Source organism: Pantoea sp. SJZ147, assembly GCF_007828605.1.
Lineage (GTDB): Bacteria > Pseudomonadota > Gammaproteobacteria > Enterobacterales > Enterobacteriaceae > Pantoea > Pantoea allii.
This window is the reverse complement of record NZ_VIVB01000001.1, coordinates 98,586-125,407: the sequence shown is the minus strand read 5'-3', so window position 1 is coordinate 125,407 and position 26,822 is coordinate 98,586. Positions and strand designations below refer to the sequence as shown.

At 54.2% G+C, this 26,822-nt stretch carries 23 protein-coding genes; 10 read left to right on the top strand and 13 right to left on the bottom strand.

Going from position 1 to position 26,822, the window contains the following annotated elements:
• Positions 1-19: 19 nt before the first annotated feature.
• Positions 20-1,399, bottom strand: a complete 1,380-nt coding sequence (locus FBY13_RS00570; protein ID WP_145393198.1) for an MFS transporter — start codon at positions 1,397-1,399, stop codon at positions 20-22.
• Between the two features lie 525 nt (positions 1,400-1,924).
• Between FBY13_RS00570 and FBY13_RS00565 the strand changes: the two genes are divergently transcribed.
• Positions 1,925-2,557 (top strand): acyl-homoserine-lactone synthase, encoded by a 633-nt coding sequence (locus FBY13_RS00565; RefSeq protein WP_063879676.1) that lies wholly within the window; start codon positions 1,925-1,927, stop codon positions 2,555-2,557.
• Here the strand turns inward: FBY13_RS00565 and FBY13_RS00560 are convergent.
• Positions 2,529-3,278: a LuxR family transcriptional regulator gene (locus FBY13_RS00560; RefSeq protein ID WP_109716372.1), complete on the bottom strand. Its 750-nt coding sequence runs from the start codon at positions 3,276-3,278 to the stop codon at positions 2,529-2,531. The two genes, FBY13_RS00565 and FBY13_RS00560, sit on opposite strands and share 29 nt — an antisense overlap.
• Positions 3,279-3,887: 609 nt before the next feature.
• Here FBY13_RS00560 and FBY13_RS00555 point away from each other — a divergent pair.
• Entirely contained in the window at positions 3,888-4,781 is an 894-nt protein-coding gene (locus FBY13_RS00555; protein WP_145393197.1) for an SDR family oxidoreductase, read from the top strand.
• 54 nt (positions 4,782-4,835) lie between these two features.
• On the opposite strand, the gene ampC is transcribed toward FBY13_RS00555, so the two are convergent.
• Together ampC and FBY13_RS00540 are read right to left on the bottom strand one after the other, a co-directional pair.
• Positions 4,836-5,975, bottom strand: coding sequence for a class C beta-lactamase (ampC, locus tag FBY13_RS00550; RefSeq protein ID WP_304621912.1), 1,140 nt, complete (start codon positions 5,973-5,975; stop codon positions 4,836-4,838).
• 333 nt (positions 5,976-6,308) lie between these two features.
• Positions 6,309-7,490 carry a glycosyltransferase gene (locus tag FBY13_RS00540; RefSeq protein ID WP_145393195.1) on the bottom strand — a complete coding sequence of 394 codons (1,182 nt, stop codon included), beginning with the start codon at positions 7,488-7,490 and terminating at the stop codon, positions 6,309-6,311.
• A gap of 260 nt (positions 7,491-7,750) precedes the next feature.
• Between FBY13_RS00540 and hpxO the strand changes: the two genes are divergently transcribed.
• Positions 7,751-8,908: an FAD-dependent urate hydroxylase HpxO gene (gene hpxO / locus FBY13_RS00535; RefSeq protein ID WP_096010573.1), complete on the top strand. Its 1,158-nt coding sequence runs from the start codon at positions 7,751-7,753 to the stop codon at positions 8,906-8,908.
• 37 nt (positions 8,909-8,945) lie between these two features.
• Here hpxO and dcp read toward each other — a convergent pair whose 3' ends face one another.
• From dcp to guaD, 5 genes are read right to left on the bottom strand one after another with little or no spacing between them, the layout of a single operon-like run.
• Positions 8,946-10,988, bottom strand: coding sequence for a peptidyl-dipeptidase Dcp (dcp, locus tag FBY13_RS00530; RefSeq protein WP_145393194.1), 2,043 nt, complete (start codon positions 10,986-10,988; stop codon positions 8,946-8,948).
• Positions 10,989-11,048: 60 nt separating this feature from the next.
• A complete protein-coding gene (gene xdhC, locus FBY13_RS00525) occupies positions 11,049-11,825 on the bottom strand; it encodes a xanthine dehydrogenase accessory protein XdhC (RefSeq protein ID WP_145393193.1) in 777 nt (258 codons plus the stop codon).
• Positions 11,812-14,178, bottom strand: a complete 2,367-nt coding sequence (gene xdhB / locus FBY13_RS00520) for a xanthine dehydrogenase molybdopterin binding subunit (protein WP_145393192.1) — start codon at positions 14,176-14,178, stop codon at positions 11,812-11,814. Before xdhB ends, xdhC begins: the two co-directional genes overlap by 14 nt.
• The gene (xdhA, locus tag FBY13_RS00515; protein WP_145393191.1) at positions 14,168-15,607 is read right to left on the bottom strand and encodes a xanthine dehydrogenase small subunit; all 1,440 of its coding nucleotides are present in this window, start codon (positions 15,605-15,607) and stop codon (positions 14,168-14,170) included. The genes xdhB and xdhA overlap by 11 nt, the downstream gene beginning before the upstream one ends.
• The gene (guaD, locus tag FBY13_RS00510; RefSeq protein ID WP_145393190.1) at positions 15,604-16,932 is read right to left on the bottom strand and encodes a guanine deaminase; all 1,329 of its coding nucleotides are present in this window, start codon (positions 16,930-16,932) and stop codon (positions 15,604-15,606) included. The genes xdhA and guaD overlap by 4 nt, the downstream gene beginning before the upstream one ends.
• 384 nt (positions 16,933-17,316) lie before the next feature.
• On the opposite strand from guaD, the gene ydfG reads away from it, so the two are divergent.
• Positions 17,317-18,063, top strand: a complete 747-nt coding sequence (gene ydfG / locus FBY13_RS00505; protein ID WP_063879687.1) for a bifunctional NADP-dependent 3-hydroxy acid dehydrogenase/3-hydroxypropionate dehydrogenase YdfG — start codon at positions 17,317-17,319, stop codon at positions 18,061-18,063.
• A 28-nt stretch (positions 18,064-18,091) separates the two neighbouring features.
• Here ydfG and FBY13_RS00500 read toward each other — a convergent pair whose 3' ends face one another.
• The gene (locus FBY13_RS00500) at positions 18,092-18,418 is read right to left on the bottom strand and encodes a YnfA family protein (RefSeq protein WP_063881184.1); all 327 of its coding nucleotides are present in this window, start codon (positions 18,416-18,418) and stop codon (positions 18,092-18,094) included.
• A gap of 133 nt (positions 18,419-18,551) precedes the next feature.
• On the opposite strand from FBY13_RS00500, the gene FBY13_RS00495 reads away from it, so the two are divergent.
• Positions 18,552-18,875 carry a DUF1283 family protein gene (locus tag FBY13_RS00495; RefSeq protein WP_063879688.1) on the top strand — a complete coding sequence of 108 codons (324 nt, stop codon included), beginning with the start codon at positions 18,552-18,554 and terminating at the stop codon, positions 18,873-18,875.
• A gap of 45 nt (positions 18,876-18,920) precedes the next feature.
• A complete protein-coding gene (locus tag FBY13_RS00490; RefSeq protein WP_063879689.1) occupies positions 18,921-19,217 on the top strand; it encodes a DUF1161 domain-containing protein in 297 nt (98 codons plus the stop codon).
• 87 nt (positions 19,218-19,304) lie between these two features.
• Here FBY13_RS00490 and FBY13_RS00485 read toward each other — a convergent pair whose 3' ends face one another.
• Entirely contained in the window at positions 19,305-20,771 is a 1,467-nt protein-coding gene (locus FBY13_RS00485) for an MDR family MFS transporter (protein ID WP_109716381.1), read from the bottom strand.
• Positions 20,772-21,149: 378 nt separating this feature from the next.
• Between FBY13_RS00485 and FBY13_RS00480 the strand changes: the two genes are divergently transcribed.
• The 4 genes from FBY13_RS00480 to osmV are packed head-to-tail and all read left to right on the top strand — an operon-like array spanning position 21,150 to position 24,587.
• Entirely contained in the window at positions 21,150-21,866 is a 717-nt protein-coding gene (locus FBY13_RS00480) for an ABC transporter permease (RefSeq protein WP_063879691.1), read from the top strand.
• A 16-nt stretch (positions 21,867-21,882) separates the two neighbouring features.
• Positions 21,883-22,794, top strand: coding sequence for a glycine betaine ABC transporter substrate-binding protein (locus tag FBY13_RS00475; protein WP_063879692.1), 912 nt, complete (start codon positions 21,883-21,885; stop codon positions 22,792-22,794).
• A gap of 9 nt (positions 22,795-22,803) precedes the next feature.
• Positions 22,804-23,451, top strand: a complete 648-nt coding sequence (gene osmW, locus FBY13_RS00470) for an osmoprotectant ABC transporter permease OsmW (RefSeq protein WP_096010567.1) — start codon at positions 22,804-22,806, stop codon at positions 23,449-23,451.
• Positions 23,451-24,587, top strand: a complete 1,137-nt coding sequence (gene osmV, locus FBY13_RS00465; protein ID WP_063879694.1) for an osmoprotectant ABC transporter ATP-binding protein OsmV — start codon at positions 23,451-23,453, stop codon at positions 24,585-24,587. Before osmW ends, osmV begins: the two co-directional genes overlap by 1 nt.
• Before the next feature lie 148 nt (positions 24,588-24,735).
• Here the strand turns inward: osmV and bioD are convergent, their stop codons facing one another.
• Together bioD and FBY13_RS00455 are read right to left on the bottom strand one after the other, a co-directional pair.
• Entirely contained in the window at positions 24,736-25,434 is a 699-nt protein-coding gene (bioD, locus tag FBY13_RS00460; RefSeq protein WP_063879695.1) for a dethiobiotin synthase, read from the bottom strand.
• 115 nt (positions 25,435-25,549) lie between these two features.
• Positions 25,550-26,767, bottom strand: coding sequence for an ROK family transcriptional regulator (locus tag FBY13_RS00455; protein ID WP_096010566.1), 1,218 nt, complete (start codon positions 26,765-26,767; stop codon positions 25,550-25,552).
• Positions 26,768-26,822: the final 55 nt, after the last annotated feature.

The following is a 26,822-nucleotide window of genomic DNA, read 5'->3' as shown; positions in this document are numbered from 1 at the left end:
TCACTCCTTCGTACTGATTTCAGATAGCGTTTTGGGCGTCCATTTTCTCTTCAGCGGCACGCTTTGCGGCCAGCTCAAGGGCAATCGCATTGACGCGGGTGCTGTTAAGCTTGTAGAGGCAAAGCAGCAGCAGCATGGCAATAAATAAAACGCCGGGAATAATGTTGTGCATCAGATTGATAGTGGTAATTACGTGAGGCGTTTGTGCCGCCACGCCAGGCTGGTAGTGCACCAGCCCCAGAATCCAGCCCACGACGGCACCGCCCATAGCGAGGCCAAATTTGATGGCAAACAAGGCGGTGGAGAAGACCAGGCCGTCCAGCCTTCTCCCGCTGCGGTGTTCTTCGAAATCCACGACATCGGAGAACATATTCCACTGAATGGGTGTGGTCAGATTTTGAACAAAGCCAAAAACGATATTTATGCCGATGATCAGCCAAACCTGTGAAGGCGGAATAAAATAAATGGTCGTGACGAAAAAAACAAAACTGACCAGGCAAATCTGATAAGCACGCACGCGATCAAATTTCCCCAATAACCGCTCTGAAAAAAATGCACCGCACAATGCCGCTATCATGCCGGTAATAATAAAGGTGAATACCAGGTCAGGCCGCAATAAAACATAGTTCATGTAATATATTGTGGACGAGCCACGCGTTACTACCGCAGTCAGCAACAGGATGTTGAAAATAACAATGATGAGCCACTGGCTGTTTTTACTTAACAGCTTCAGGTCGGACCACATCGAGCTTGCACTATCGCCGCGCGGTAAATAACGTTCCCGGGTCATAAAGAAGCAACAGTAGATTAAAATCACCCCTAAAAAACCCATGAACCCCATGGCAAACAGGTACCCTTTCGCCTTGTCGCCCTGACCTAACAGATCCACCAGCGGTAGCCCGATGACCGTGACCACCAGTCCGCCGATAAAGGCACAGGCAAAACGCCAGGATTGCAGAGAATGGCGTTCCCGTGGATCGAGCGTCAGCGCACCGGGCATGGCGCAATAAGGGACATTTACTGCAGAGTATATGAAGCTGAGGATGGTATAGGTGACACAGGCATAGACAATTTTCGCGGTCGGACCCACATCAGGTACATAGAAGGTTATCAGGCAACTCACGCCAAACGGAATCGCAAACCACATTAGCCAGGGCCGAAAACGTCCATGTCGGGTTCGGGTGCGGTCAACTAACGCCCCGATACAGGGATCGACAAAGGCATCCGCCAGGCGAACCATCAAAAACATCGTCCCCATAATCGCGGCGGGTAAACCAAATACATCTGTATAGAAGTAGGCCAGAAACAAGGTAGCGGTTTGCCATACCATGGAACTGGCGGCATCACCGATGCCGTAACCAATTTTATCTTTTGTTTTAAGCACAGAGGATATAGTCATTGTTATGAGCCTTATAATTAGGTAAACACCTTGATCAGTCAGCTATCCACGGCCTGTATGGACAGGCAGGTCCGGCTCAAGTATTAGTAATACGGCCCTGTGCCAACAATTCCAGAAATTAACAGCCAATTTATGATATTTGGTTTTTTTACCGCTTTGTGATGCAGGCCATATAGATAACCAATAAATCAATTAATGTTGAGCGACATATTTATGACATTCGGCGGGGTTACTTTGTTAAAAACCGGCAGGCGTCCCATATAAAATTGGTATGACACGGGAATATGCACTATTGAAATAGTACAGGGCGGTGACTATTTGTATTGTTTTCTGTTGCGTTATGGCAAATAATATCCCCTCAGGGAGAATTTTACCGCTTGAGATGCGTTATCCTGCCCACTGACAGACAGAGAATCCCTATTTCAGTCGAATAAAGTGTTATTTAGCTGAACGTCAGCGCGAAAAGTTAGTAAAATCAGTACAGGATAGCCGTGAGGGCCGCAGTAACTTTTTAGAGGAAATGGAATGCTTGAACTGTTTGACGTCAGTTACGAAGAGCTGCAAACCACACGTTCAGAAGAACTTTATAAGCTCAGAAAAAAAACTTTTAGCGACCGCCTGGGATGGGAAGTGGTATGCAGCCAGGGCATGGAGTCGGATGAGTTTGATGGGCCAGGGACGCGCTATATTCTGGGGATCTGTGAAGGGCAATTAGTGTGCAGCGTGCGCTTTACCCGTCTGGATCGGCCCAATATGATCACTCACACCTTCCAGCACTGTTTTAACGACGTCCCCCTGCCCGCCTGTGGCACGGAGTCAAGCCGCTTTTTCGTCGATAAAGCACGCGCACGCGAACTGCTGGGTGAACACTATCCTATTAGTCAGGTATTGTTTTTAGCGATGGTGAACTGGGCGCAGGATAACGCGTACAACCATATCTATACGATAGTCAGCCGGGCAATGCTGAAAATTTTGAAACGGTCCGGATGGCAAATCAGCGTCGTCAAAGAGGCTTTTCTGACTGAAAAGGAACGGATTTATCTGCTGACTCTGCCAGCCGGAGAAGAGGATAAACAACAACTGGGTGGCGATATTGTCTCACGTACGGGCTGTGCGCCCGTCGCGGTAACTACCTGGCCGCTGACGCTGCCGGTCTGATAAGGTCTAACTCCACACCCAGTCTTATAGCCTGTCGGGCGTTACTGACGCCCAATTTAACCACGACGTTTTTGATGTGGAACTTCACGGTGCTGACGGAAATACCGGTAATGGCGGCAATTTCAGAATAGGTTTTACCCATGCTCGCCCAGTACAACACTTCATTTTCACGCGACGAAAAAATCGTTTTGTCGGCGTTCTGATTCACCGTCGGTGCTCTTTCGGCTTCTGTCCCGGCCAGTCGATACATCTGCTCATTAAAATCAATCAACAGCATCTGCATGGTGCCCTGCTCAGACGCAAGGCGCTGCTCGAGGGCTGCCTGATCGTTGCCCTTAATAATGACGGAGAGCAACGCGAGGTTGTTCATATGGTCATGGAGCACGTAGGTAAAGCCATTAACGATGTTGTACTGCTTTGATAATGAGAAAATTTTGGTAAACCGCAGATCGGACATCAGGGTAATGTTTTCATCCCAGGCAAACGGCGAGGTCCGTTTGAAGGCGGTGAGGATGACCGGATCGGTTAACTGAAAATTGTTGGCACGGTATAACCTGACCCATTCGTCAGGATAACTGGAAATAATCAGAACATTTGAAGGATTTTTTTTGCTCACAACCGTGTAAGCGTACTCAGGACTGCCAAGCGGAGATAACTTTCTCTGTATGTAAGTCTGAAGCGTATCCATTATTGTTTGATTTTCAAGAAAAAAAGAAAACATTCAGGCTCCATGCTGCTTCTTTTACTTAATGATGACATAACCTGCACTTTAGTACAGGTAAGATGATACTTAAGAATAACTTACAATGATTCATCCAGAGGTTACAATGGCTTCAAGTTGTTTAGCGGTAAAAAAAAACCTGACCTGCAAGGCCAGGTCGCTAAAACAGCCAACACCAGGGAAAAACTTTCCGGCCAGACGTCACAAACTATAAAGTGGTGCTGGCCGGGACACTCATAGTAACATCTTAGAAACATTTGTACAAACATTTAACATCACTGCGCATTGCTTTATTCTCCTCCTTAATCTCCTTTAATACAATCGCTTATTCATACTCGTCATAACTGCCCTGTTCTCAATAGCTTAGCGTAAGCAACCCGCGATTATTCGTCGCTGCTTTTCTCCTCCGTTTCGTGCCTGCGCCTGTCGCCAAAATACATGATCGATATATTCTGCTATTACCGCTGCGCTTAGCGGACATTACGTCGGGGAATTTGTCTGATAAAGTCCTTTTTTAACTGGCTTCGTGTATTAAATAAGCAGTTGAATGTGACAAACATCACATCTGTGCCAGGCTTAAGTTCCTGACAACAGTTCAAGGAGCTCACTATGACGACGTCAAATAAATCAATTCTCGACCCAGATCGCTTTCCGAAGCCGCCATTCAGGCAGCAGCCGCAACAGGCACCCGGACTGGCCAGTGAAATGGACCCTGCTCCCGATCATGGTGAAAAAAGCTATCGTGGCCACGGTCGTCTTGCCGGACGTAAAGCGCTGATTACCGGCGGCGATTCAGGTATTGGTCGCGCCGTCGCCATTGCCTATGCACGTGAAGGGGCGGACGTAGCCATTAACTATCTGCCGGAAGAAGAGTCAGATGCGGTGGAAGTGGTTAAACTGATCGAGGCCGAAGGCCGTAAAGCGGTGGCGATTCCCGGCGATCTGCGTTCCGAAGCTTTTTGTCAGAAGCTGGTTAAAGAAGCGGCTGAGAAACTGGGCGGGCTGGATATTCTGGTTAACAACGCCGGACGTCAGCAGTTTAATGAATCCATTCGGACGCTGAGCACAGAAGACTTTGATGCCACCTTCAAAACCAATGTCTATGCGCCATTCTGGGTAACGAAAGCGGCACTGGCTTATCTGCCGCGCGGTGCATCGATTATTAACACCTCTTCTGTTCAGGCCTTTAAGCCCAGCGATATCCTGCTGGATTATGCCCAGACTAAAGCCTGTAACGTGGCCTTCACTAAGGCACTGGCCAAACAGCTCGGCCCGGAAGGGATTCGCGTTAACGCGGTCGCCCCAGGCCCTTACTGGACGCCTCTGCAGCCGAGCGGCGGTCAGCCACAGGAGAAAGTGGAGCAGTTTGGTGCCGATGCACCGCTAGGCCGTCCAGGCCAGCCGGTTGAGATCGCCCCGCTCTACGTTACCCTGGCTTCAGATGAATGCAGCTTTGCATCTGGACAGGTATGGTGCTCTGACGGCGGTACCGGTACGCTCTAATCCGCATTGATCCCCTAATGGCCGCGCACAGCGGCCATTTTTTTAGTCTCGGCGTTACTGAATGGCCTCCAGGATGGCGGCAGCCGCTTTTATCCGCGCCGGGTTGGGGTAGTTTTTATTCGCCAGCATCACAACGCCGCTGTTCAACTGTGGGATAAAGGCAATGTAGGCACCAAATCCGTTTGTGGAGCCGGTCTTATGAATCCAGCTGGCACGATCCGCCGGTTTGGGCGGGTTCAACAGCGTTGCCGGTTGTGCCTGTCGCGCCATGTTGTTGTCGCTGGCGTCAACGATCGTTTGGGTAGCCATCGGCCAGGGATAGCTTTCCCAACCCAGCCCCTGAGACAGCTTGCCTGCCGTTAAGTAGCGCGACTGTGCCGTGATCATACCATTTCGCAAAACGGTATTACCGGACGATAATCCGTTCGGATTCGCATTGGCCTGCATAAAGGTCATCATGTCGCGTGCGGTAGACTTCACGCCATAGGTTTCTGCTGACAGCATACCGGGCGAGACGCGCACCGGCTGTCCGTCTTTATATCCCCACGCATAGTCAAACATCATGGAAGCCGGAACCCTGTAAAAGGTGCGCGTCAGCCGCAATGGCGTAAAGACGTTCTTCTGCATCGCCTCTTCAAACTCGCCTTTTATCATCAAATATCCCAGCAACCCCAGGCTGACATTGGAATAGCGGCGCTGCGTGCCGGGTGCGGCGTCAGGCTGCCACTGTTGCAGGTAAGTCAGCAACGTATCCTGGTCGGTCACGCTGGCGGGAAGCTGTAATGGCATGCCGCCAGCACTGTAGGTGGCAAGGTGCACCATTTTAATCGCCTGCCACTGGGGGCCTTTCAGGGCGGGCCAGTACTTTTGTACCGGGTCGTTGAGATGAAGTTGGCTGTTACGCATCATCACGCCCGCCAGTACGCCGGTAAACGTTTTGCTCACAGAACCCAGTTCAAACAACGTGTTTTCGGTTACGCGTCGATCGGATGCGGTATCGGCTACACCAAAGTTCAGGTATTGCGGGCGGCCTTTATACAGCACTGCGACCGACATGCCTGGTATGCCCTCCTGCTCCATCAGCGGCGTAATGATGTTCTTCACCCGCGAGGCAATGTCCTGCGAGGATAAATCTGCAGCGCTGCTGCTGGCGCTAAGGGCGACAAGTAATGCAGTAAGGTATCGTTTCATCAGCACTCATTCAGGTGGCAGGTTATTTACATTGAGCCGCGCATGATTGCACGCAAAGCTGTGCCTGGGTACTGCAGGCACCGGAATTACGCGTATTACAATGCGATTGCTCAACATAACAACGCGTCTGACAGCTGGAGAGATCACATTTTGCAGCGGCGAGCGTCAACTGAGGTAACGGCGCGCGTGGGGGAAACGTGGGTGCGGGTTGTGACAATGCGCTGCTGACCATCAGGCCGGACAGCAGCAAAGCAAGCAGATATTTCATAACCGATCTCCAGAGAAACGCGTCAGTTAAGTATGGTGACTCTGGCGCGTAACGTCTGATAAATCTTACTAAATTGAGATCGCGGGTGGATGTTCAACAACATCGACGACGCCACGACGATAAATTTCGTTAAGGCGCGCGCAATACTGGCGCGGATCGTGCTGCTGTTTAATGCGTAAAATCGATCCTTCAGCCTTTTCCGTTAATACCTGTGGATGCGCCAGGATATCCAGCAGTGTTGATTTCAGGCCGTCAATTAACGCCCGGCGCAGACGGTGTTTATCGGCTTCGCTGTTGACCTGATATTCGCGATCGTCATTCAGCGTACCGCCGATCGTCCAGCCTGCACTGGCAGGATTAATTTCCGGCAGCGCGCGCACATTACTGGTTAATACCGGGCAACCGCTCGCCTGCATTTCCAGTACCGAAAAGCCGTAGGTTTCCTGCCAGGTGGGTAATAAGCCAACATCGCTGCGCTGAAACAGTTTCAACAGTTCCGGATTCGCCATCTGAGAGTGATGGGTAATAAAGCTGAGGCGGGAAATGCGATCCTGGATAGTGCGATAAAAGGCGTCATCGTCCTGGAACTGACGGTGTGCCACATTATGCCGCTTATTCAGGTCACCAATAAGCTGAACGTCTAGCTGCGACGCATCAATCTGGCCGGCTTCAACCAGTTCGCTCAGCGCCAGCACAATTTCTGCGCCGCCTTTGCGATAAAACTCGTTGCCGACAAACACCAGACGGATGTTGTCACTCTGGCGTGCAGTTTTTTCTGGGGTAAACAACGTTTGCGGCGGATGCATCACCAGGGTTTTGGCACGAATTTTTGCGGCGACATCGGGTTTAAACAGCTTCATCTGAATATGAAGCGTGGCCTCTGAAATGGCAATCAGGCCGAAACAGTTGTCTTTCAGTAAATACGGAATCAGGCGCTTTAATTCTGGGTTGTCCTGTTTGGCAACCCCCGCCACCGGCAGCACGCGCGGCAGTTCTGTTTCAAATGTCGCCACCCAGTTCATCTGGGTGATCGCCACTTCATTAAACAGATGCAAAATATCGGGCTTCTGCCCCATTGCAAATGGCACAGGTAAAAAGACAAAGCTTTTATTTTTTTTCAATAAACGGGTACGCAGCGGATTGAGGAAATAGAAAACGTTACGTTTTTTCAGGTTGATATAGTCGTTTTCCGGATTGACCAAAATATTGCGCTGCTCCGGATAGTGATTGTTACTTATTCCGATTTTCATGGAGGATTCCGAAGTCATTGTGAGGGCGAACGTGATCTATATCACGCTAAATATGAAACGGATTATAGGTAACATCTTAAAAACGCAGGGTTACTGTGGTTTACAGATTTCTCTGCACCGGCCAGGTGCAGATCGTTGCACAGCTACCGTGCATCGACTGAGGTTGTCTGTTGTGTTATCCCGACAGATTCAGGCATCCGGCCCTTTTCGCTTCTGGTACAAAAGTTGCAAATTACTGATATGTACACAGGAGATAACATATGAAAGCGATCGTCATTGGTGGCGGAATGGGTGGGATGACCGCCGCACTGGCTCTGGAACAGGCCGGTTTCGAAACTGAAGTTTATGAGGCGGTCAAAACGATACGGCCTGTTGGCGCGGCGATTTCTGTCTGGCCAAACGGCGTGAAGTGCCTTAATGCACTGGGACTGAAAGAAAAAGTCCGCGCTCTGGGCGGTAACATGGCGTTTATGGCCTATCAAGACGCGTTTTCGGGTGACACGCTGACCCGCTTTAGCCTGGCACCGCTGGTGCAACAGGTGGGCGAATTTCCCTACCCCATCGCCCGCGCGGAGCTTCAGGCGATGCTGCTGGATGCTTATGGCCGCAGTCGGGTGAATTTTGGCAAACGTATCGTCCAGGTGGAGCAGTACGCCAGCGGCGTTATCGCCACCTTTGACGATAACAGCCAGGCGCAAGGCGACTTTCTGGTCGCGGCTGACGGGACGCATTCGGTGATCCGCGATTATGTACTGGATGAAAAATTGCCACGCCGCTACGCGGGCTATGTGAACTGGAACGGTCTGGTCAGGATTGATGAGTCCATCGCGCCCGCCGACCAATGGACAACCTTTGTGGGCGATGGCAAGCGCGTTTCACTGATGCCGGTAAGCGGTAATCGTTTTTACTTCTTCTTCGATGTCCCGCTGCCCGCCGGTCTGGAGCAGGATCGTTCAACGATGCGGGACGATTTGCGCCACTACTTCAGCGACTGGTCTGAACCCGTGCAAAAGCTTATTTCGGCAATTGACGTGGACACCACCAACCGGGTCGAAATTCACGACATTGAACCTTTTCAGCGTTTTGTTAAAGGCCGGGTGGTATTGCTTGGCGACGCGGCACACAGCACCACGCCCGATATCGGCCAGGGCGGTTGTGCTGCCATGGAAGATGCCATTGTGCTGGCGTCCGCGCTGTCTGCGCATTCGCTTGGCATCGAGGATGCGCTACTGCGTTACCAGATGCGCCGTGTCGAGCGCGTTAAGGATTTGGTGTTGAAAGCGCGTAAACGCTGTGACATCACCCATGCTAAAGATCCCCAGATGACCTCGGCGTGGTATCAGTCGCTGAAGACGGAAACCGGCGAACGGGTACTGGCTGGGTTGTGCGAAACCATTGAAGGCGGTCCGTTGGGTTAATAAAACAGGGCGGCATCGCCGCCCTTTCGCTTCTTGCTTATTCCGCTAAGCCGCGGTTTTTCAACATAGGTTCGAGCTGCGGCTCACCGCCGCGCCAGGCTTCATACAACGCTTTAAGATCGCTGCTGTTACCGCGTGACAAAATCTTTTGTCGAAAGATATCGCCATTTTCCCGCGTCAAGCCGCCCTGTTCGACAAACCACTGGTAGCCGTCGTCGGCCAGCATCTGAGTCCAGATATAAGCATAATAACCCGCAGAATAGCCGCCGCCCCAGATATGCTGAAAATAGCTGGAGCGATAGCGTGGGGGAACGGCAGCCAAATCAATATCGTCGCTGCGTAACGCCTGCTGCTCGAATCCGTCAACGGACTGCACCGGCGTTCGACCGTCAAGGCTGTGCCAGTGAAGGTCCAGTAGCGCGGCAGCCAGCAGCTCGGTCATCTCATAACCTTTGTTGAATTTACCTGCCCTGATGATTTTTTCATGCAGCGCCACCGGCATGGGTTCGCCGGTCTGGTAATGCCGGGCGAAATGGCGAAACACCTGCGGCTCACTTGCCCAGTGCTCGTTAATCTGCGAGGGGAACTCGACGAAATCACGCGGCGTTTCCGTTCCTGACAGGCTGGGATAACGCTGACTGGCAAACAGGCCATGCAACGTATGACCGAACTCATGGAACAGGGTAATAACCTCATCCCAGCTCAGGAGTGCGGGCTCACCGTCGGCGGGTTTGGTGTAGTTACAGACGTTGTAGATCACCGGTTTGGCGTCGAGCAGCGTGGACTGGTTAACAAAGTTGCTCATCCATGCGCCGCCGCCTTTACTGTCACGCTTGAAGAAATCGGTATAAAACAGCGCCATCCCACTGCCGTCAACATCAAAGATTTCATATACCTGTACGTCTGGATGGTAAACCGGCAGATCGAGACGCGGGGCAAACTGAATACCATAGAGCTGGGTCGCAGCCCAAAACACGCCATTTTCGAGCACCGTGTTGAGTTCAAAATAGGGTTTGATCTGGCTTTCATCCAGATCGTACTGTGCCCGCCGCACCTGTTCTGCATAAAAATTCCAGTCCCACGCGCTGAGCGTGAAGTTGCCCTGCTGGCTGTCGATGGTTTGCTGAATGGCCGAGGCTTCCCGCTCCGCACGGGCTCGGGCGGCGGGAACGATATTACGCATAAAGGCGAAGGCTGCATCCGGGGTTTTTGCCATCTGATCCTGTAACTGCCAGGCGGCAAAGCTGGCAAATCCCAGTAGCTTCGCCTGCTCAGCGCGCACCTGTGCCAGACGCAACACCAGCGCTCGCGTGTCGTTGTCATCGCCTTTCTCACTGCGCGTCATGGCGGCATGGAACAAGGCCTGCCGCGTCGCGCGATCTTCCAGAGACTGAAGCGCAGGCTGTTGCGTGGTATTTTGCAGCACCAGCCACCAGGCATTCTCCAGGCCACGCGCGCGGGCAGCCGCCTGGGCGACGGCCAGATCGGACGGGCTCAGCCCCGCGAGTTGCTGGACATCATTCACCATCAACCCGCCCGCCTTGGTGGCAGCCAGCAGCTTGTTGGTAAACTGCGTGCTGAGCCGGGCCGCTTCCTGGTTCAGCGCCTTTAACTGCTGCTTTTGCGCTTCCGGCAGGTTCGCCCCCGCCAGCTGAAAGCGCTGCCATAGCACGTCGACCAGGCGTTTCGATTCGGCATCAAGTTGGTTGCGCTGCAAATAGACCTGATCGATGCGTGAGAACAGCGGCCGGTTCAGCATGATCTCATCGTTTAGTGCGGTGAGCTGTGGCGCGATGTCCTCGTCAATCTGCTGAAGATAGGGGCTGGTATGGGCGGAGGTCATCGCGTTGAACACCAGGCTTACGCGGGTCAGCAGTTGGCCGCTTTTCTCCAGCGCCTCGCAGGTGTTAATAAAGGTCGGCGCATCAGGATCGGTGGCGATGGCCTGCACTTCCTGGCGCTTTTCTTCAATACCGGCCTGCAGCGCAGGGAGAAAGTCGGTTTCCTGAATCTGATCAAAGGGTGGCGTGTGATAAGGCAAACTGCTGACGCTAAAAAAAGGATTTTGACGGGCGTTCATAGGCGCTCCTGGAGAACAACACAGAGTCTCATAGTGGCAGGTTGCCTTTGACAGAACAACCTACCCGCGTGGTTGTTGATACACCGCGATAATTTCCCCCGCAATCGCGACGGCGATTTCGGCGGGCAGCTTCCCTTTGACATCGGGTAAGCCCATGGGACAGCGCAGGCGCGCCAGCCGGTCTTCGCCAATCCCTTTGCCTTCCAGCCGGTAGCGAAAGCGCTGACTTTTGCTTTGCGAACCGATGACGCCGGCATAGCGAAAATCACCCCGCCGCAGGATAGCCTCGCACAGGGCAAGATCCAGCGGATGATGGTGGGTCATAACGATATAATAGCTTCCGGGGGCCGCCCCGGCCACGCAGTCCAGGGGATCGTCGGGCTGCTGGACGTTGACGCCAGGCGGCACCGACACAAACTGGTTATCCCGACTGTCAATCCAGTTAACGTGACAGGGTAACGTAGCCAGCAGGCTAACCAGTGCCTGACCGACGTGACCGGCACCAAACACCAGGATTTCTGGCTGCGCCTGCATGAGCGGTTCAAACAGAATCGTGGTCATTCCGCCGCAGCACTGCCCCAGTCGCGCGCCCAGGCTGAACTCTTCGGTATGGGGGCGCCGCTCTCCACCTTCTAACAGCGCCCGTGCCTGAGCGATGCACTGAAACTCCAGGTGACCGCCACCGATGGTGAGAAAGGTTTCACTGTCCGTCACCACCATCTTGGCACCGCCGTCACGCGGTACTGAGCCTCGGTCTTTCAGCACGGTGATCAGTACGCAGTGTTGCCGCTTCTGGCGCAGGTCGTGCAGAATGGCAATCCAGTCATGATAAATCATCCGCGCCTCCGGTCATGCGCTGTACACCCCAGAATACCCGCTCCGGCGTGGCGGGCGCATCCAGCCCGGGATGCAGGCGATAACCGGCCACGCTGGCCACTGCATCCTGCAATGCACACCAGGCGGCAATCCCCAGCATGAAAGGCGGTTCGCCCACGGCTTTCGAATGAAAAACCGTGTCCTGCGGATTCTTGCGGTTTTCCACCAGGGTGACGCGCATGTCGGCCGGTACATCACTGATGGCAGGAATTTTGTAGCTCGCGGGGCCGTCAGTCATCAACTGGCCCTGGTCATTCCAGACCAGTTCTTCACAGGTCAGCCAGCCCAGCCCCTGTACAAATCCGCCTTCAACCTGTCCGATGTCGATAGCCGGATTCAGCGACGCGCCCACATCGTGCAGAATATCCGCCCGTAGCAGCCGGTATTCACCCGTCAGCGTATCAATAATCACCTCACAGCAGGCCGCACCGTAGGCGAAGTAGTAAAAAGGTTCGCCGCGACCGGCCTGGCGATCGTAATGAATGCCGGGCACGCGATAATAGCCGGTAGCCGAAAGCGGCACCTGGTTCAGCCAGGCAAGCTGGGCGACCTGAGCAAAGGTGTAATAGTGATCCGCCGCCCGAACGATGCCGTTGCTGAAATTCACCGCATCTGGCGCACACGCGTGCAGCGTGCACAACATGTTCGTCATGCGCTCACGCAGGATTTCGGCGGCGTTCTGTGCCGCTTTGCCGTTAAGATCTGTGCCACTGGACGCCGCCGTCGGCGAGGTGTTGGGTACTTTCCCCGTATCGGTGGCGGTGATTTGAATGCGATCGACCTCAATTTGCAGCACCTGGGCGACAATCTGCGCCACTTTGGTGTTGAGTCCCTGGCCCATTTCTGTCCCGCCATGGTTGAGCTGCACCGTACCGTCGGTATAGATCAGAATCAGCGCTCCGGCCTGATTGAGGAAACTGGAGGTAAAGGAAATACCGAATTTAACCGGCGTCAGCGCCAGTCCGCGTTTCAGCACGGGATGCGTCGCGTTAAACGCTGCGATGGCTTCGCGCCGGGCATAATAGTCACTGCTGGTTTCCAGCTGCGCCGTGATCTCATCCAGCAGATTGCCTTTCACCTGCTGGTGGTAATGGGTGATATTGCGCTCATGCTTGCCGTAATAGTTGCGTTTGCGCAGCGTGAGCGGGTCCAGCCCCCGCTCACGGGCGATGTGGTCCATGATTTGCTCGATGGCGACCATGCCCTGCGGACCGCCGAAGCCGCGAAAAGCCGTATTGGATGCGGTATTAGTGCGACAACGGTAGCCCGTGATCAACGCATCCCCAAGGTAATAGGCGTTATCCGCATGAAACATGGCCCGATCCACTATCGATCCGCTCAGATCGAGCGAGTAGCCGCAGTTCCCGGCAAGATCGATTTTTACACCGCACAGCCGTCCGTCGTCGTCCACGCCCACATCGTAACGCACATAAAAAGGATGCCGTTTGCCGGTAATACGCATGTCATCGCGTCGGGCCAGGCGCATTTTAACCGCGCGCCCGGTCAGGTTCGCCGCAACCGCACACAGGCAGGCAACGCTCGCCGCCTGGGTTTCTTTGCCGCCAAATCCCCCGCCCATGCGCCGCATATCAATCGTCACTTTGTTCATGCTGATGCCCATGACCTCTGCCACCAGCTTTTGAATTTCCGTTGGATTTTGCGTGGAGCAAAAGACCTGCAGCGCATCGTCTTCACCGGGGATGACCATTGCCGTCTGGGTTTCCAGATAAAAGTGCTCTTGTCCGCCGATATGAAATGCGCCCTGAACGCGGTGCGGAGCACGCGCCAGCGCCGCCTCGACGTCACCGCGCTGGTGGATGTGGGGTTCCTGGACAAAGCTGCCCTGTCGCAGCGCCTGTTCCACGTCCAGTAATGCGGGCAGAACCTCATACTCGATGATGGCCGCCATCGCGCCCTGCCTGGCCGCGTCTGGCGTTTCGGCCAGGACGGCAAGAATGATCTGCCCAACGTATTCAACTTTTTCCTGCGCCAGCAGCGGATCGCCGGGCTGCAGCGGCCCGACGTCGTTTACCCCGGGCACCTCTTGCCAGGTCAGGACGCGCACCACGCCGGGAATGGCATAGCACGGCTGCACGTCAACCTGCGTGATGCGGGCATGTGCATGTTCACTCAGGCGAGGACAGAGATGCAGCAGGCCGGGCTGCTCCGCTTTATCATTGATATACATCGCTTCGCCAGACACATGTTTATCGGCGCTTTCATGTTTATTGCTGCGCCCCACGCCGCTGCTGATGTCACGCGCATGGGCAATGGGTAAGGCGGAATCGGGCAACGCCGGACGGTTATGAGACATAGCGGCTTACCTCGGTAATGGATAATCCATTCAGACGGTAGAAATAACGGCGCAGCAGGTTGCCCGCCACCTGCAGGCGGTAATCGGCACTGGCGCGGAAGTCGCTGAGCGGCTGGAAGGTTTCTGCCAGCGCCTGGCAGGCCTTTGCCATCGTTTCTGCGGTTAAGGGTAATCCGACGATGGCCTGCTCACAGCCCGCCGCGCGCACTGGCGTTGCTGCCATACCGCCAAAGGCGATGCGCGCCGCGGTGACAATGCCGTTCTCGGTCTGGATGTTAAAGGCGGCAAACACGGCCGAAATATCATCATCCAGACGTTTTGACACCTTCCAGGCCACAAAATCAGGTGACACCGTCACTTTTGGAATGAAGATGCTATGAATAAATTCCCCTGCCTCCAGCACGGTTTGGCGGTAATCGGTAAAAAAGTCGTCGAGTGACAAGGTACGTTGCGTGTTGCCTTTGTGCAGAAGCAAGGAAGCATTTAACGCCAGTAGCGTAGGTGAAGCATCGCCAATCGGGGACGCATTCGCAAGATTACCGCCCAGGGTGCCGAGCTGACGAATTTGCAGTGAGGCAAAACGCGTCAGCATCTCGGTCAAACCCGGTATGCGCGTCGCCATAAAATCGGCGATTTTTTCCAGCGAGGCCGCGGCTCCCAGCCGATAATACGCGTCATCCTCATGGCACACTTTCAGCGCATCAACCTGTCCTAGCGCAATCATCAACGGAATGCTCTGATAACGCTGGGTGATCAGCAGGCTGAGATCGGTGCCCCCTGCCAGCAACGCGGCGTCGGGCTGCGCCGCGTAAAGCGTGGCGAGCTGTTCAACGGTTTTGGGGATATAGCAGTAGCGGCCTTTGTCCTGTACCACCTGGACTTCCTGGCTGTCCAGCGCGGTCAGGCGCTCAACCACCTTCTCTTCCTGCCGATCAAAGCGGTCAGGCTGCGGCTGCGTCACCACCTGCTCGGCGGCGGCCATGATGGAACGATAGCCGGTGCAGCGGCACAGGTTGCCGGCCAGCGCGTGCTCTGCCTGCTGACGATCCCAGCCATGATTGTTTTTCTGCAAACTGAACAACGACATCACAAAACCCGGTGTGCAGAAGCCACACTGTGAACCGTGGCAGTCCACCATGGCCTGCTGAGCGGGATGCAGAGTTTTGCCCTGACGTAAATCTTCAACCGTAATAAGCTGTTTGCCCTGTAATCCACTCACCAGCATCAGGCAGCTGTTAACGGTCTGATACTGTAATTTTCCGTCTACCACACTGCCCAGCGTCACGCTGCAGGCACCACAATCACCAGAAGCACAGCCTTCTTTGGTTCCACAGCGGCGCTTGTGGGTGCGCAGATAAGACAGCACCGTCAGATTAGGATCGATCTGTTCTTCGGTGATCGGTAAATCGTTAAGCAGGAACTGAATCATGCGGCATTCTCCCTTGTGGCGGATTGCCAGACTGGCTGACCGTTAACCCAGGTCTGAACGATGTTTCTGTCATCGCCCAGGGTCATCAGCACAAAGAGTTTCTCCCAGATATCCTTGCAGTTATTCATGCGCAGCTTTTGCAACGGGGAAACGGCCATATCCAACACGACAAAATCGGCTTCTTTACCTGGTAAAAAATTACCAATGTGCTGGTCAAGATCCAGCGCATGAGCACCGCCCAGCGTGGCATGATAAAAGGCTTCTGCCGCACTCAGCCTGTATTGTTGCAACTGGCCGACCTTGTAGGCTTCCCCCAGCGTTTGCAACATATTAAAGGTGGTTCCCGCCCCCACATCGGTGCCCATGCCGACGTTGATGCCCTGCTGCCAGCTGCGTTTGATATTAAACAGGCCGCTTCCCAGAAACAGGTTTGAGGTCGGGCAAAAGGCAATGGCGGAATCGGTATCATGCAGGCACTGCCATTCATGATTTTCCAGATGCAGGCAGTGTGCAAACACGCTGCGACGACCGGTCAGCTGGTATTGGTGGTAAACGTCGAGATAGCCATTGTGATCGGGGAACAGCGCTCTCACCCAGGCCACCTCCTGCGGGTTTTCGCTGAGGTGCGTATGGAGCCAGACATCAGGATAGGCCGTACGAAGCGTCTGCACTTTTTCCAGCAAGGCGGGCGAAGACGTGGGCGCAAAACGCGGCGTCAGGGCATAGCCCAGGCGGCCCCGCTGGTGCCAGCGTTCAATCAGCGCACGGGTTTGCTGATAGCTTTCTTCCGGCGTTTCGACGAGGTAATCGGGGGCGTTGCGATCCATCATCACTTTTCCGGCAATGATGCGCATATTCAGCGCTTCAGCCGCGCTGAATAAAGCCTCTACCGACTGAGGATGAACCGTGCCAAAGATCAACGCGCTGGTGGTGCCGTTGGCCAGCAACTGGTGAAGAAAAAACGCCGACATTTGCGCGGCATGTTCCGGGCAGCGGTACTGGCCTTCTACCGGGAACGTATACTGATTCAGCCATTCGAGAAGCTGTTCACCAAAGGCACCGATCATTTCCGTTTGGGGATAGTGGATATGGCAGTCGACAAAACCCGGCATGATCAACTTACCGCGCAAATCGATGACGGCGTCTGGACGAAGGCTGTCGCTCACCTCATGCCAGTCATGCAGCGCCACGACGCGGCCCTCACGTAAAATGAGCAGGCCATCGTCGATATAACGCGCCTGGGCTAAAATAGCCTCAGGATCTTTTGCCACGTCGACGAAATCGAAAAAGCTGGCGCGAATCGCTGTGTCCGAGCTTGTAAACATAGGGTTTCCTCTTACCGGACGCGTCATCTCGTCGTCCTGTTCCTTTAACACTCTCTATAGGTAATCACGTTGCAAGAGTCGTGCCAGCAGCAGTTTAATTAAAATCCTTTATTTTCATAAAGATAGATGGATTTATTTGTTGCGCAACATTTACGCTGACAAATTCACCACGCAACCGATTGCTCATCCAAGGCAATCGGTTGCTAAGCCATCTGCCGCCTGAATGCTTCCCCAGCAGCGTCGGGCACTGCACGATTTCAGTGCGGCCTGCGCTAAAACAGCGCAACGTCGCGGTCATCATTGCCTCAGAATTCAACGGGCATACGCAAAACTGACATGCTAAGGTGATGCAAACACCACGAAACGGGATAAGGGAAAAGCGAGATGATTATATTTGTTACGGGGGCCACCGCAGGATTTGGCCAAAGCATTACCCGCCGGTTCATCGAAACCGGTCATAAGGTCATCGCCAGTGGACGTCGTGCAGAACGCCTGAAGGCGCTAAAAGCGGAATTGGGCGACAATCTGTATACCGTTCAGTTAGATGTGCGTAACCGGGCATCCATTGAAGAAGCCATCACGCAGTTGCCTGATGCGTGGCGTCATATTGATGTTCTGGTGAATAACGCGGGCCTGGCGCTGGGCATCGAACCGGCGCACCGGGCAGATGTGAATGACTGGGAAAATATGATCGACACCAATACCAAAGGGCTGGTCTATATGACGCGCGCCGTCTTGCCTGCCATGGTAGAGCGTAACGTCGGCCACATTATTAATATTGGTTCCATTGCCGGGAGTTGGCCTTATGCCGGGGGCAATGTCTATGGGGCAACCAAGGCATTTGTGCGCCAGTTCAGCCTTAACTTACGTACCGACTTGCACGGCACGGCACTGCGCGTGACCGATATTGAGCCGGGCCTGGTCGGCGGTACCGAGTTTTCCAACGTGCGCTTTAAAGGCGACGATGACAAGGCCGATCGGGTTTACGAAGGCGCGACAGCCCTGACGCCGGAAGATGTCACCGAAGCCGTTTACTGGGTGGCGACACTGCCGAAGCACGTCAACATTAACACTCTGGAAATGATGCCTGTCAGTCAGACCCTGGCGGGACTGAAAGTCCACAAACCCTGATCGCAGCGCCAGCCGCCCGGGCTGGCGTTTACGCTTTGCCCCAACCCACCACGATAATTACCATGCCGCTCAGAGCAATGAGTGCGCCACTCCAGTCCCATACGCTCAGCCTGACCCCGTCGACTACGCGCAGCCACAGCAACGCCGTCAGCACATAAACGCCGCCGTAAGCCGCATAAACACGTCCGCTGGCGGCAGGATGTAAGGTGAGCAACCAGACAAACAGCGCCAGGCTTAATGCAGCAGGAAATAACAACCAGACAGAGGCGCCCTTCTTCAACCAGAGCCACGGCAGAAAACAGCCAATAATTTCCGCCAGTGCGGTTATAAAAAACAGGAAGGTGGTTTTGAGCAGCACGATAATCTCTCTGACAGGTAAACAACATGCACACAACTGGTGAGCAAGTAATCGTCAATGGTATACTATCCTCATTTGATGCAATAGTTTTACCCATAGGTAAAAGCAGAGTTAATCGAAGGATATTACGATGAAAAAATTGGTTCCGGTTCTGATGGTGGCCCTGCTTTCTGCGACCGCCCTGTCTGTGAGTGCAGCTACCGATCACCTGATTATTGAAAACGGCAGCAGCGCGCTGAATAACGAAGCGGCACGCCAGAGTAAAGAGCAGTGGAATGATACGCATATGCTGCGTAATAAAGTGAACAATCGGGTGGAAAAAGAGTTCGATAAGGCCGATCGCGCCTTCGACACACGGGATAAGTGCGAACAAAGTGCTAACCTGAATGCTTACTGGGAACCGAACACGCTGCGCTGTTTAGATCGCCGCACAGGCCGCCCGGTACTGCCGTAAATTTCAGCTATAGTAATGACTGACGCATGACAAAAGGAAAGGGTTATGAAGATCAAGACTGCATTACTGACCGCGACGTTTTTGGCATTCCCCTTGCTGGCTCAGGCATCCTGCGAATCTGTAAAAGCGGATATCAGCCAGAAAATCATTCAAAACGGTGTGCCCGAATCTGGCTTTAGCCTTGACGTGGTCGCCAACGATCAGGTTGATCAGGCGGGCGGTCAGGTGGTCGGTCATTGCGACAACGACAGCCAGAAAATTGTCTATAAAAAGCTGGGCCGCGATGAAGGTGCATCTGTACCGGACAGCGCAGGCAGCTCGCAAGATACCTCAACACAATAACGTTCAGGGCGACGATAACTGTCGCCCTTTCTTTTCGCGCTATCCCTCTGACCGCCTGTCACGCAACGCGTTACTGCTGCTCCCGCCTTATTCAGCCTGCTGTGGCTGTTGGCGCGGCATTTTCCATGCTACCCACATCGTCAGTAACGCAATCACCAACGCCACGATAAATACCGAATGCAGCGATGCGGCAATGGCCTGCAGCATATGTTGCAGGACATCGGGGGCCAGCCGATCACGGGTTTCCTGTGACATGATTTGCTGAACCGGGTCCTGCGCCTGCGGCAGTCGCCACTGCAGATTCAGATTCAGCACGGCACCCATCACCGCCGTACCCAACGCCGAACCGATCATGCGGCTAAACATGACCGACGCGGTACAAATACCGCGCACGTCATAATCAGCATGATTCTGCACGGACACCAGAAAGGTCGTGCTGGTCATTCCCATGCCGGTGCCGATGACAAACGCCGTAAATCCGGCCTGAAACAGCGAGCTTTCTCGGTGTAACAGCAGCAGCAAGGCGCTGCCGCTAATCAGCAACAGCGCGCCCAACAGCGCGGTAAAGCGGTAGGATGTCACCAGCATCAACCGGCCACTCAGGGTGCTTGCCAGCGGCCAGCCTATCGACATCATCGCCAGCGCGGTCCCCGCCTGAAGCGGCGATCCTCCCGTCACGCCCTGAATCCAGGTCGGCAGAAAAGCGCTGACGCCCATCATGGTCGCACCAATCACCAGATTGCCTAAGTTTCCTGCGATGATAAGCCGGCTCTTCCAGATGACTAACGGAAACAATGGCGACCGGGTGCGCTGCTCATGGCGGGTTAACTGCCAACCCGCCACCAGGCCAATGAGTAAAAACAGCAACAGCCAGTATCCCAACTGCTCCGCCTGCAACAGCGCAATCAGTACGGCGCTGATACATAACGTCAGCCAGCCGCTGCCGGTCAGATTCAGGGACTGAGACGGCTGAGCTTTCTGCGGGTGAGCGGGCAACAGCGCCGCCAGCATCAGCATACTGATCATGCCAATCGGTACGTTGACCCAGAAAATCACTGACCAGCTAAAGTGCTGAACCAGCCATGCGCCAGACAACGGGCCGATAATGGCGGCGACGCCCCACACGCTGGACAACCAGCCCTGCACGCTGGCCCGTTCACGCGGGGAATAGACGTCGGCCACGATGGTGGAACTCAGCGGCATGATGGCACCGGCACCCAGTCCCTGGAACGCGCGGAAAATAATCAGCCAAAGCATACTTTGGGCAAAGCCGCAGAGCACGGACCCCATTAGAAAGAGGGTGATGCCAAGGAACAGCATCTTTTTTCGTCCCCACAGGTCGGCCAGCCGTCCATAGAGCGGCACGCTTACCGCCTGCGTCAGGAGATAGACCGAGAAAACCCAGCCGAACTGCGAAAAGCCGCCCAGGTCAGCCACAATGGTGGGCATCGCGGTCGCCACAATAGTGACTTCAATGGCCGCCATAAACATCGCCAGCATACAGGCAAAAAGAATCCAGTGACGGCGCGATGGTGCGGAGGTGCTGTTGGTCATGATGCTCCCTTTTTGAGTCCTCTAAGGCTAGCGCAAATTTAGCGCGACAGGAATCACTTCAACTCAATATGTGACACCGTCACCTAATAGATGCGTTTTTAGGTAGTTTCGCCCTTAAACCAGTTGCTATAAGGGCTGAGGCGCTTTTGGGCTATTCCTATCTTCCTGATTTTTCCGATAAAAACTGGCGCGCTTCGCTTGGCGCTGCTATAGGAATAAAGCTGTATTTTCTGCAGTTGCTGAAATTACGCAGAAAATGGCAGCGGTTTTCGATCTTTAGCGACAGTCATGGTTTTGGAAGCTGCAATCAATTTAGCCGCTTTTGTCATGCTGTTTTGGGTATGTATAACAACAGATCTGTTAACAGGGAGAATCCATATGCATAACGCTTCACTGGCCAAACGTGCCGGTCTTGCGCTGCTTGCTGTTGTAGCAGTGTTGGGCGCACTGGTCTGGGGGCTTGGCTGGGATACACTGGTCGCCCGCAGAGTCGATCTGATTTACCTTGGACAGCAGCACCTGTTTTTGGTGTTTTGGTCAATGCTGTTCGCGCTGCTAGTCGGTATTCCCAGCGGTATCCTGCTCAGCCGCCCTTTTGCACGTCGCTGGGCAGAATATGTGATGCAAATCTTTAACGTCGGCAATACGCTGCCGCCGCTGGCCGTACTGGCGCTGGCCATGGTGGTCATCGGCATCGGTGACAAGCCTGCCCTGATCGCGCTGTTTCTGGCCTCCTTACTGCCGATTGTCCGTAACACCTATTCCGGACTCAGCGCAGTGCCGCCTTCCCTGCTCGAGGCGGCAAACGGCATCGGTATGACAAAGTGGCAACGCCTGCGTCAGGTTGAAATCCCTAACGCCTTACCGGTAATTCTGGCTGGCGTGCGCATCGCCACGGCCATTAACGTAGGCACCGCCCCGCTGGCGTTCCTGATTGGCGCCAGCAGTTTCGGCGAGCTGATTTTCCCCGGCATTTATCTTAACGACTTCCCTGTGCTTATTCTGGGTGCGGTTGCAACCGCGCTGGTTGCACTGGTGCTGGATATGCTACTGGCGTCATTAGGGCGCTATCTCAGTCCGCACGCTGCGGCATAACAATAAGGGGTTTGTAATGCTAACGCGCTGGATTAAGAGCTGTACTCTGGCATTGATGACCACGCTGGCACTCAGCCAGACCGTACAAGCCGCCACACCACTGGTGCTCGCGACAAAAAGCTTTACCGAGCAACACATTCTGTCTGCCATGACGGTGATGTGGCTGCAAAAGAAAGGCTTTGACGTTGTCCCGAAACGCAACATCGCGACCACCATCAGTCGTAATGCCATGATCAACAAGCAGATCGACATGACCTGGGAATACACGGGTACCTCGCTGATTATCTTCAACCATATCAACAAACCGATGTCCTCTGAGGAGGCTTACAACACCGTTAAAAATCTGGATGCCAAACTGGGCCTTATCTGGCTCAAACCGGCCCCGATGAACAACACCTATGCCTTTGCTATGCAGCGCGCCCGGGCTGAAAAAGAAGGCATTTCTACTCTGTCGCAACTGGTTGCAAAAATGGAACAGGTGCGAAAAACGGACCCAAAACATAACTGGCGTCTTGGTCTGGACCTGGAATTTTATGGCCGTTCCGATGGGATGAAGCCCCTGCAGAAGGCCTATAACCTGACGCTCGACAGGCCACAGATTCGCCAGATGGACCCGGGCCTGGTCTACAACGCTGTACGCGATGGTTTTGTTGATGCCGGGCTGATTTACACCACGGACGGGCGCGTGAAAGGGTTCGATCTTAAGGTGCTGGAAGACGATAAACACTTCTTCCCCAGCTACAACGTGACGCCGGTGGTGCGTAAAGACGTCCTGGAGAGCCATCCCGGTCTTGAGGCGGCGCTGAATCAGCTTTCCCCGCTGATTACCGACGAGGCCATCACCGAGATGAACAAGCGGGTGGACATCGACCACCAGTCACCTGAACAGGTGGCGCGCGATTTCCTTCAATCCAAAAACATGCTGTAAGGAGGCATCATGGATACCCTTCATTACATCATTGATAACTGGAATAACCTGCTCACGCTCACCTGGCAACATACCTGGCTGGTGCTGGTCGCGGTGGGATGCGCCATTGTGATTGGCGTGCCGCTTGGCATTTTGATCGTGCGGTTCAAATGGCTGGCAACGCCGGTGCTTGGGGTTGCCACGATTGTACTGACCATCCCAACCATTGCCCTGTTTGGCCTGATGATTCCGCTGTTCTCCCTTATTGGTAAGGGAATCGGTGCCTTGCCCGCTATCACAGCGGTGTTCCTCTACTCATTACTGCCTATTGTGCGTAATACCCACACCGCGCTGGAGAATCTGCCAGATGGCCTGCGTGAAGCCGGTCGCGGCATTGGCATGACGTTCTGGCAGCGCCTGCGTTGGGTGGAGATTCCCATGGCGCTCCCGGTGATCTTCGGTGGTATCCGTACCGCTGTGGTCATGAACGTCGGCGTGATGGCTATCGCTGCAGTAATCGGCGCGGGCGGCCTGGGCATGCTGTTGCTGGATGGTATTAGCGGCAGTGATATTCGTATGCTGATCGCCGGGGCGCTGATGATTTGTCTGTTGGCTATTGTTCTTGACTGGCTGCTGCACCGTTTGCAGCTGGCGCTGACTCCTAAGGGAATTCGATAATGATAAAACTTGAAAATCTGACGAAAACCTTCAGCCAGAAAAATGGCACGCTGATGAAAGCGGTGGACAATGTGAGTCTGGAAGTTCCCGCCGGAGAAATGTGTGTGCTCCTGGGCCCTTCCGGCTGTGGTAAAACCACCACGCTGAAAATGATTAACCGGTTGATTCCCGCCACCAGCGGCCGGATTTTAATTAACGGCGAAGATACCAGTACGCAGGACACCACCACCCTGCGCCGCAATATCGGTTACGTGATCCAGCAAATCGGCCTGTTCCCCAATATGACGATTGAAGAGAACATTACCGTCGTGCCACGCATGCTGGGCTGGGATAAGAAGCAGTGCCGCGAGCGGGCAACGGAGTTGATGAGCATGGTGGCGCTTGATCCGCACAAGTTCCTGCACCGCTATCCGCGCGAAATGTCCGGGGGCCAGCAGCAACGTATCGGGGTGATCCGCGCGCTGGCGGCGGATCCACCGGTGCTGCTGATGGATGAGCCTTTCGGCGCGGTAGACCCGATAAACCGGGAAGTGATTCAGAACGAGTTTCTGGATATGCAGCGCCAGTTAAAGAAAACGGTGATGCTGGTCAGCCACGATATTGATGAAGCGTTAAAGCTTGGCGATCGTATCGCGGTCTTCGGTCAGGGCAAAATTGTCCAGTGCGCCAGCCCGGATGAGTTGCTGGCAACGCCAGCAAACGAGTTTGTTGGCTCGTTCGTCGGTCAGGACCGTACCCTGAAGCGTCTGCTGTTAGTTCAGGCCGGCGATGTCACCGACCAGCAGCCAACGATCACGGTGAAACGCTCAACGCCGTTAACGGAGGCCTTTGGCACCATGGACGACAACGACATGCGTTCCATTACCGTGGTGGACGACGACGGTAAGCCATTAGGTTTTGTGAAACGTCGCGAAGCACGAAATGCCAGCGGTCGCTGCGAAGAGATGCTGCATACCTTTAAAGTCACCGGCAAAGCCGAGGAAAACCTGCGTGTGGTGCTGTCAAAACTCTATGAGCACAACACTGTATGGATGCCAATTGTGGATGAGGATGGACGCTACAGCGGGGAAATTTCTCAGGATTATATTGCTGACTATCTCAGCTCAGGGCGAACACGTCGTCGTCTGAACCCGTAACGAATCAGGGCCGCAATCGCATTGCGGCCCTTTTATGATTGACCTTGCTTCTCATCCCATATCACTGTCTGTTGGTGCTCTCAGACACATCACGTCTGAAAAAATAAAGCGTTCTGATTAGCGGACTACCCTGATATTGCGGTTTATATCAGGCTATTTTTGCACGGGCAAAATGCAGGTTATCCGCATTAAGCCGCGAGATATCAAGATATGGCGACAGGTCGCGTTGCTCTGCGCGCGGTAAATAAGGCAACTCACCCAGAAGGGGCGCGGAAATCTGTTCACGCAGGACAGCAATGATATCGGCATAGTGCGCCAGTCCGGGATTAATACGATTTGCGACCCAACCCACAAGCGGTAAACCGTCTGCCAGAATCGCCTCGGCCGTCAGCAGCGCATGGCTGATGCAGCCTAACTTAATACCGACGACTAAGATCACCGGCAGTTGCTGCTCGACCACCCAGGTCGAAAGCGGTTGCGTATCGTTCATCAGGCTGCGCCAGCCACCGGTGCCTTCGACCACCACGCGGTCGACAAGCTGATTGAGGTGCTGCAGCCCTTGGGTGATTTGCGCATAGTCCACCTTTTCAGGCGGATAGCCGCAAATTTCCTCTTTCTCAAAAATCACCGGATTGACGGCATGATACGGCAGCGCAAGGGAAGAGGCGTTTTGCAAAAATAAACCGTCCTTGTTTCTCAGGCCCTCTTCTGTCCTGACCCCGCAGCGGGCAACAGGTTTGTAACCCGCTGCCCGCTCGTTCGCCTGGCTAAAACTTTGTAGCAGCGCGCGTGAGACCACGGTTTTTCCCACTTCGGTATCGGTTCCAGTAATAAATAGCGTTTTCACTCGACTTCTCCTTCACAAGCGGTATGGGCTAATCGACGATTAGGCTTTCGTGCGAATTAACATTCTAAGGAAGGAAAAGGCCGGGCAGATTGCGTTAGCGCAAGGTTAGTGATGCTTAACCTTGCAGTAACTTAACTAACAGGTAACCACTGTAGAGTGAATCCTTGATCAAGGCGGCGGCGCCAAGTGTGCCAGGCTCAGTAAATTCAGTCGGTGCTAGCTGAATTTCAGCGCTGTAAGCAGGTAAAGATTGCTGATGAATCGTGTTCTGTACGGCGGGAAATAAAATATCTGCCGCCTGATTTAGCGGCGAACCTATAAGAATTTGTTGAGGATTAAAGATGTTGACCATCATGCCCAGGATTCTGCCAACGTGATGTCCCACCGTCGCGATCGCATCCCGGGCGAGCCGATCGCCGGCCTGCGCTGCCTCGCAGAGAGCGGAAAGCGTTAACGCCTGATGATGTAACAGGCTGTCAGGCTGGCCTGGCAGCCGTTGGGCGACCAGCGCCAGCAGGCTGCCGGTGCTGGCAACCGTCTCCAGGCAGCCGTGATTGCCGCAGTAGCACTGCTGACCGTAAGGATCGACCTGAGTATGGCCCACTTCGACCAGCGCCCGTCCGCTTTTGTGCAGCAGTTGACCGCCCGTGATCACACCCGCGCCGACGGTTTCATCGATCACAATCTGTATCACGTCCTGTGCGCCACGAGACGCACCAAACAACGACTCAGCCAGCGTCCAGGCTGAGATATCATGCTGGATAAATACCGGCAGACCGGTGCGTGCCGCCAGGGTGCTGCCCAGAGGCATGTCATGACAACGGTAACCCGGTAAACGGTGCACGACGCCGGAGGCGGCATTAATCAAGCCCGGCAAGGTGATGGCAATCGCGGTGAGCCTTTCTAACTGCTTCTGATGCCGAATAAAAAACGCATCGACATGGTCGGTCAGGGTCGTCAGCAACGGCTGTGTTGGGTCATCGGGCAAAGGCAGATGATCCTCAACCCGCGCCCTGCTGCTCAGATCGCGTAAGGTGAGCGTCAATATGCCACGATGCAAACGGATAGCCAGATAGTGCCAGGCATCCGTATCAAGGATAAGGCCAATCGCCGGACGTCCACGGGCACCCGGCTCCTGAAACTCGGTTTCCTGAACCAGGTGGGCATCAAGCATTTCCCGCACGATTTTTGTGATGCTGGCAGGGGCCAGTTGGGCCCGTTTTGACAGTTCAATACGCGAAATGGGCCCATGCTGATCGATTAACCGGTAAACGACCCCCGCATTAATTTGTTTGATTTGGTCAATATGGCCAGGTTGACTGTCCGAACTCACACCCTGCTCCGGTTATTTTCGCGCTTCTAAATAAATATCCGCTATGGTGCGGCAG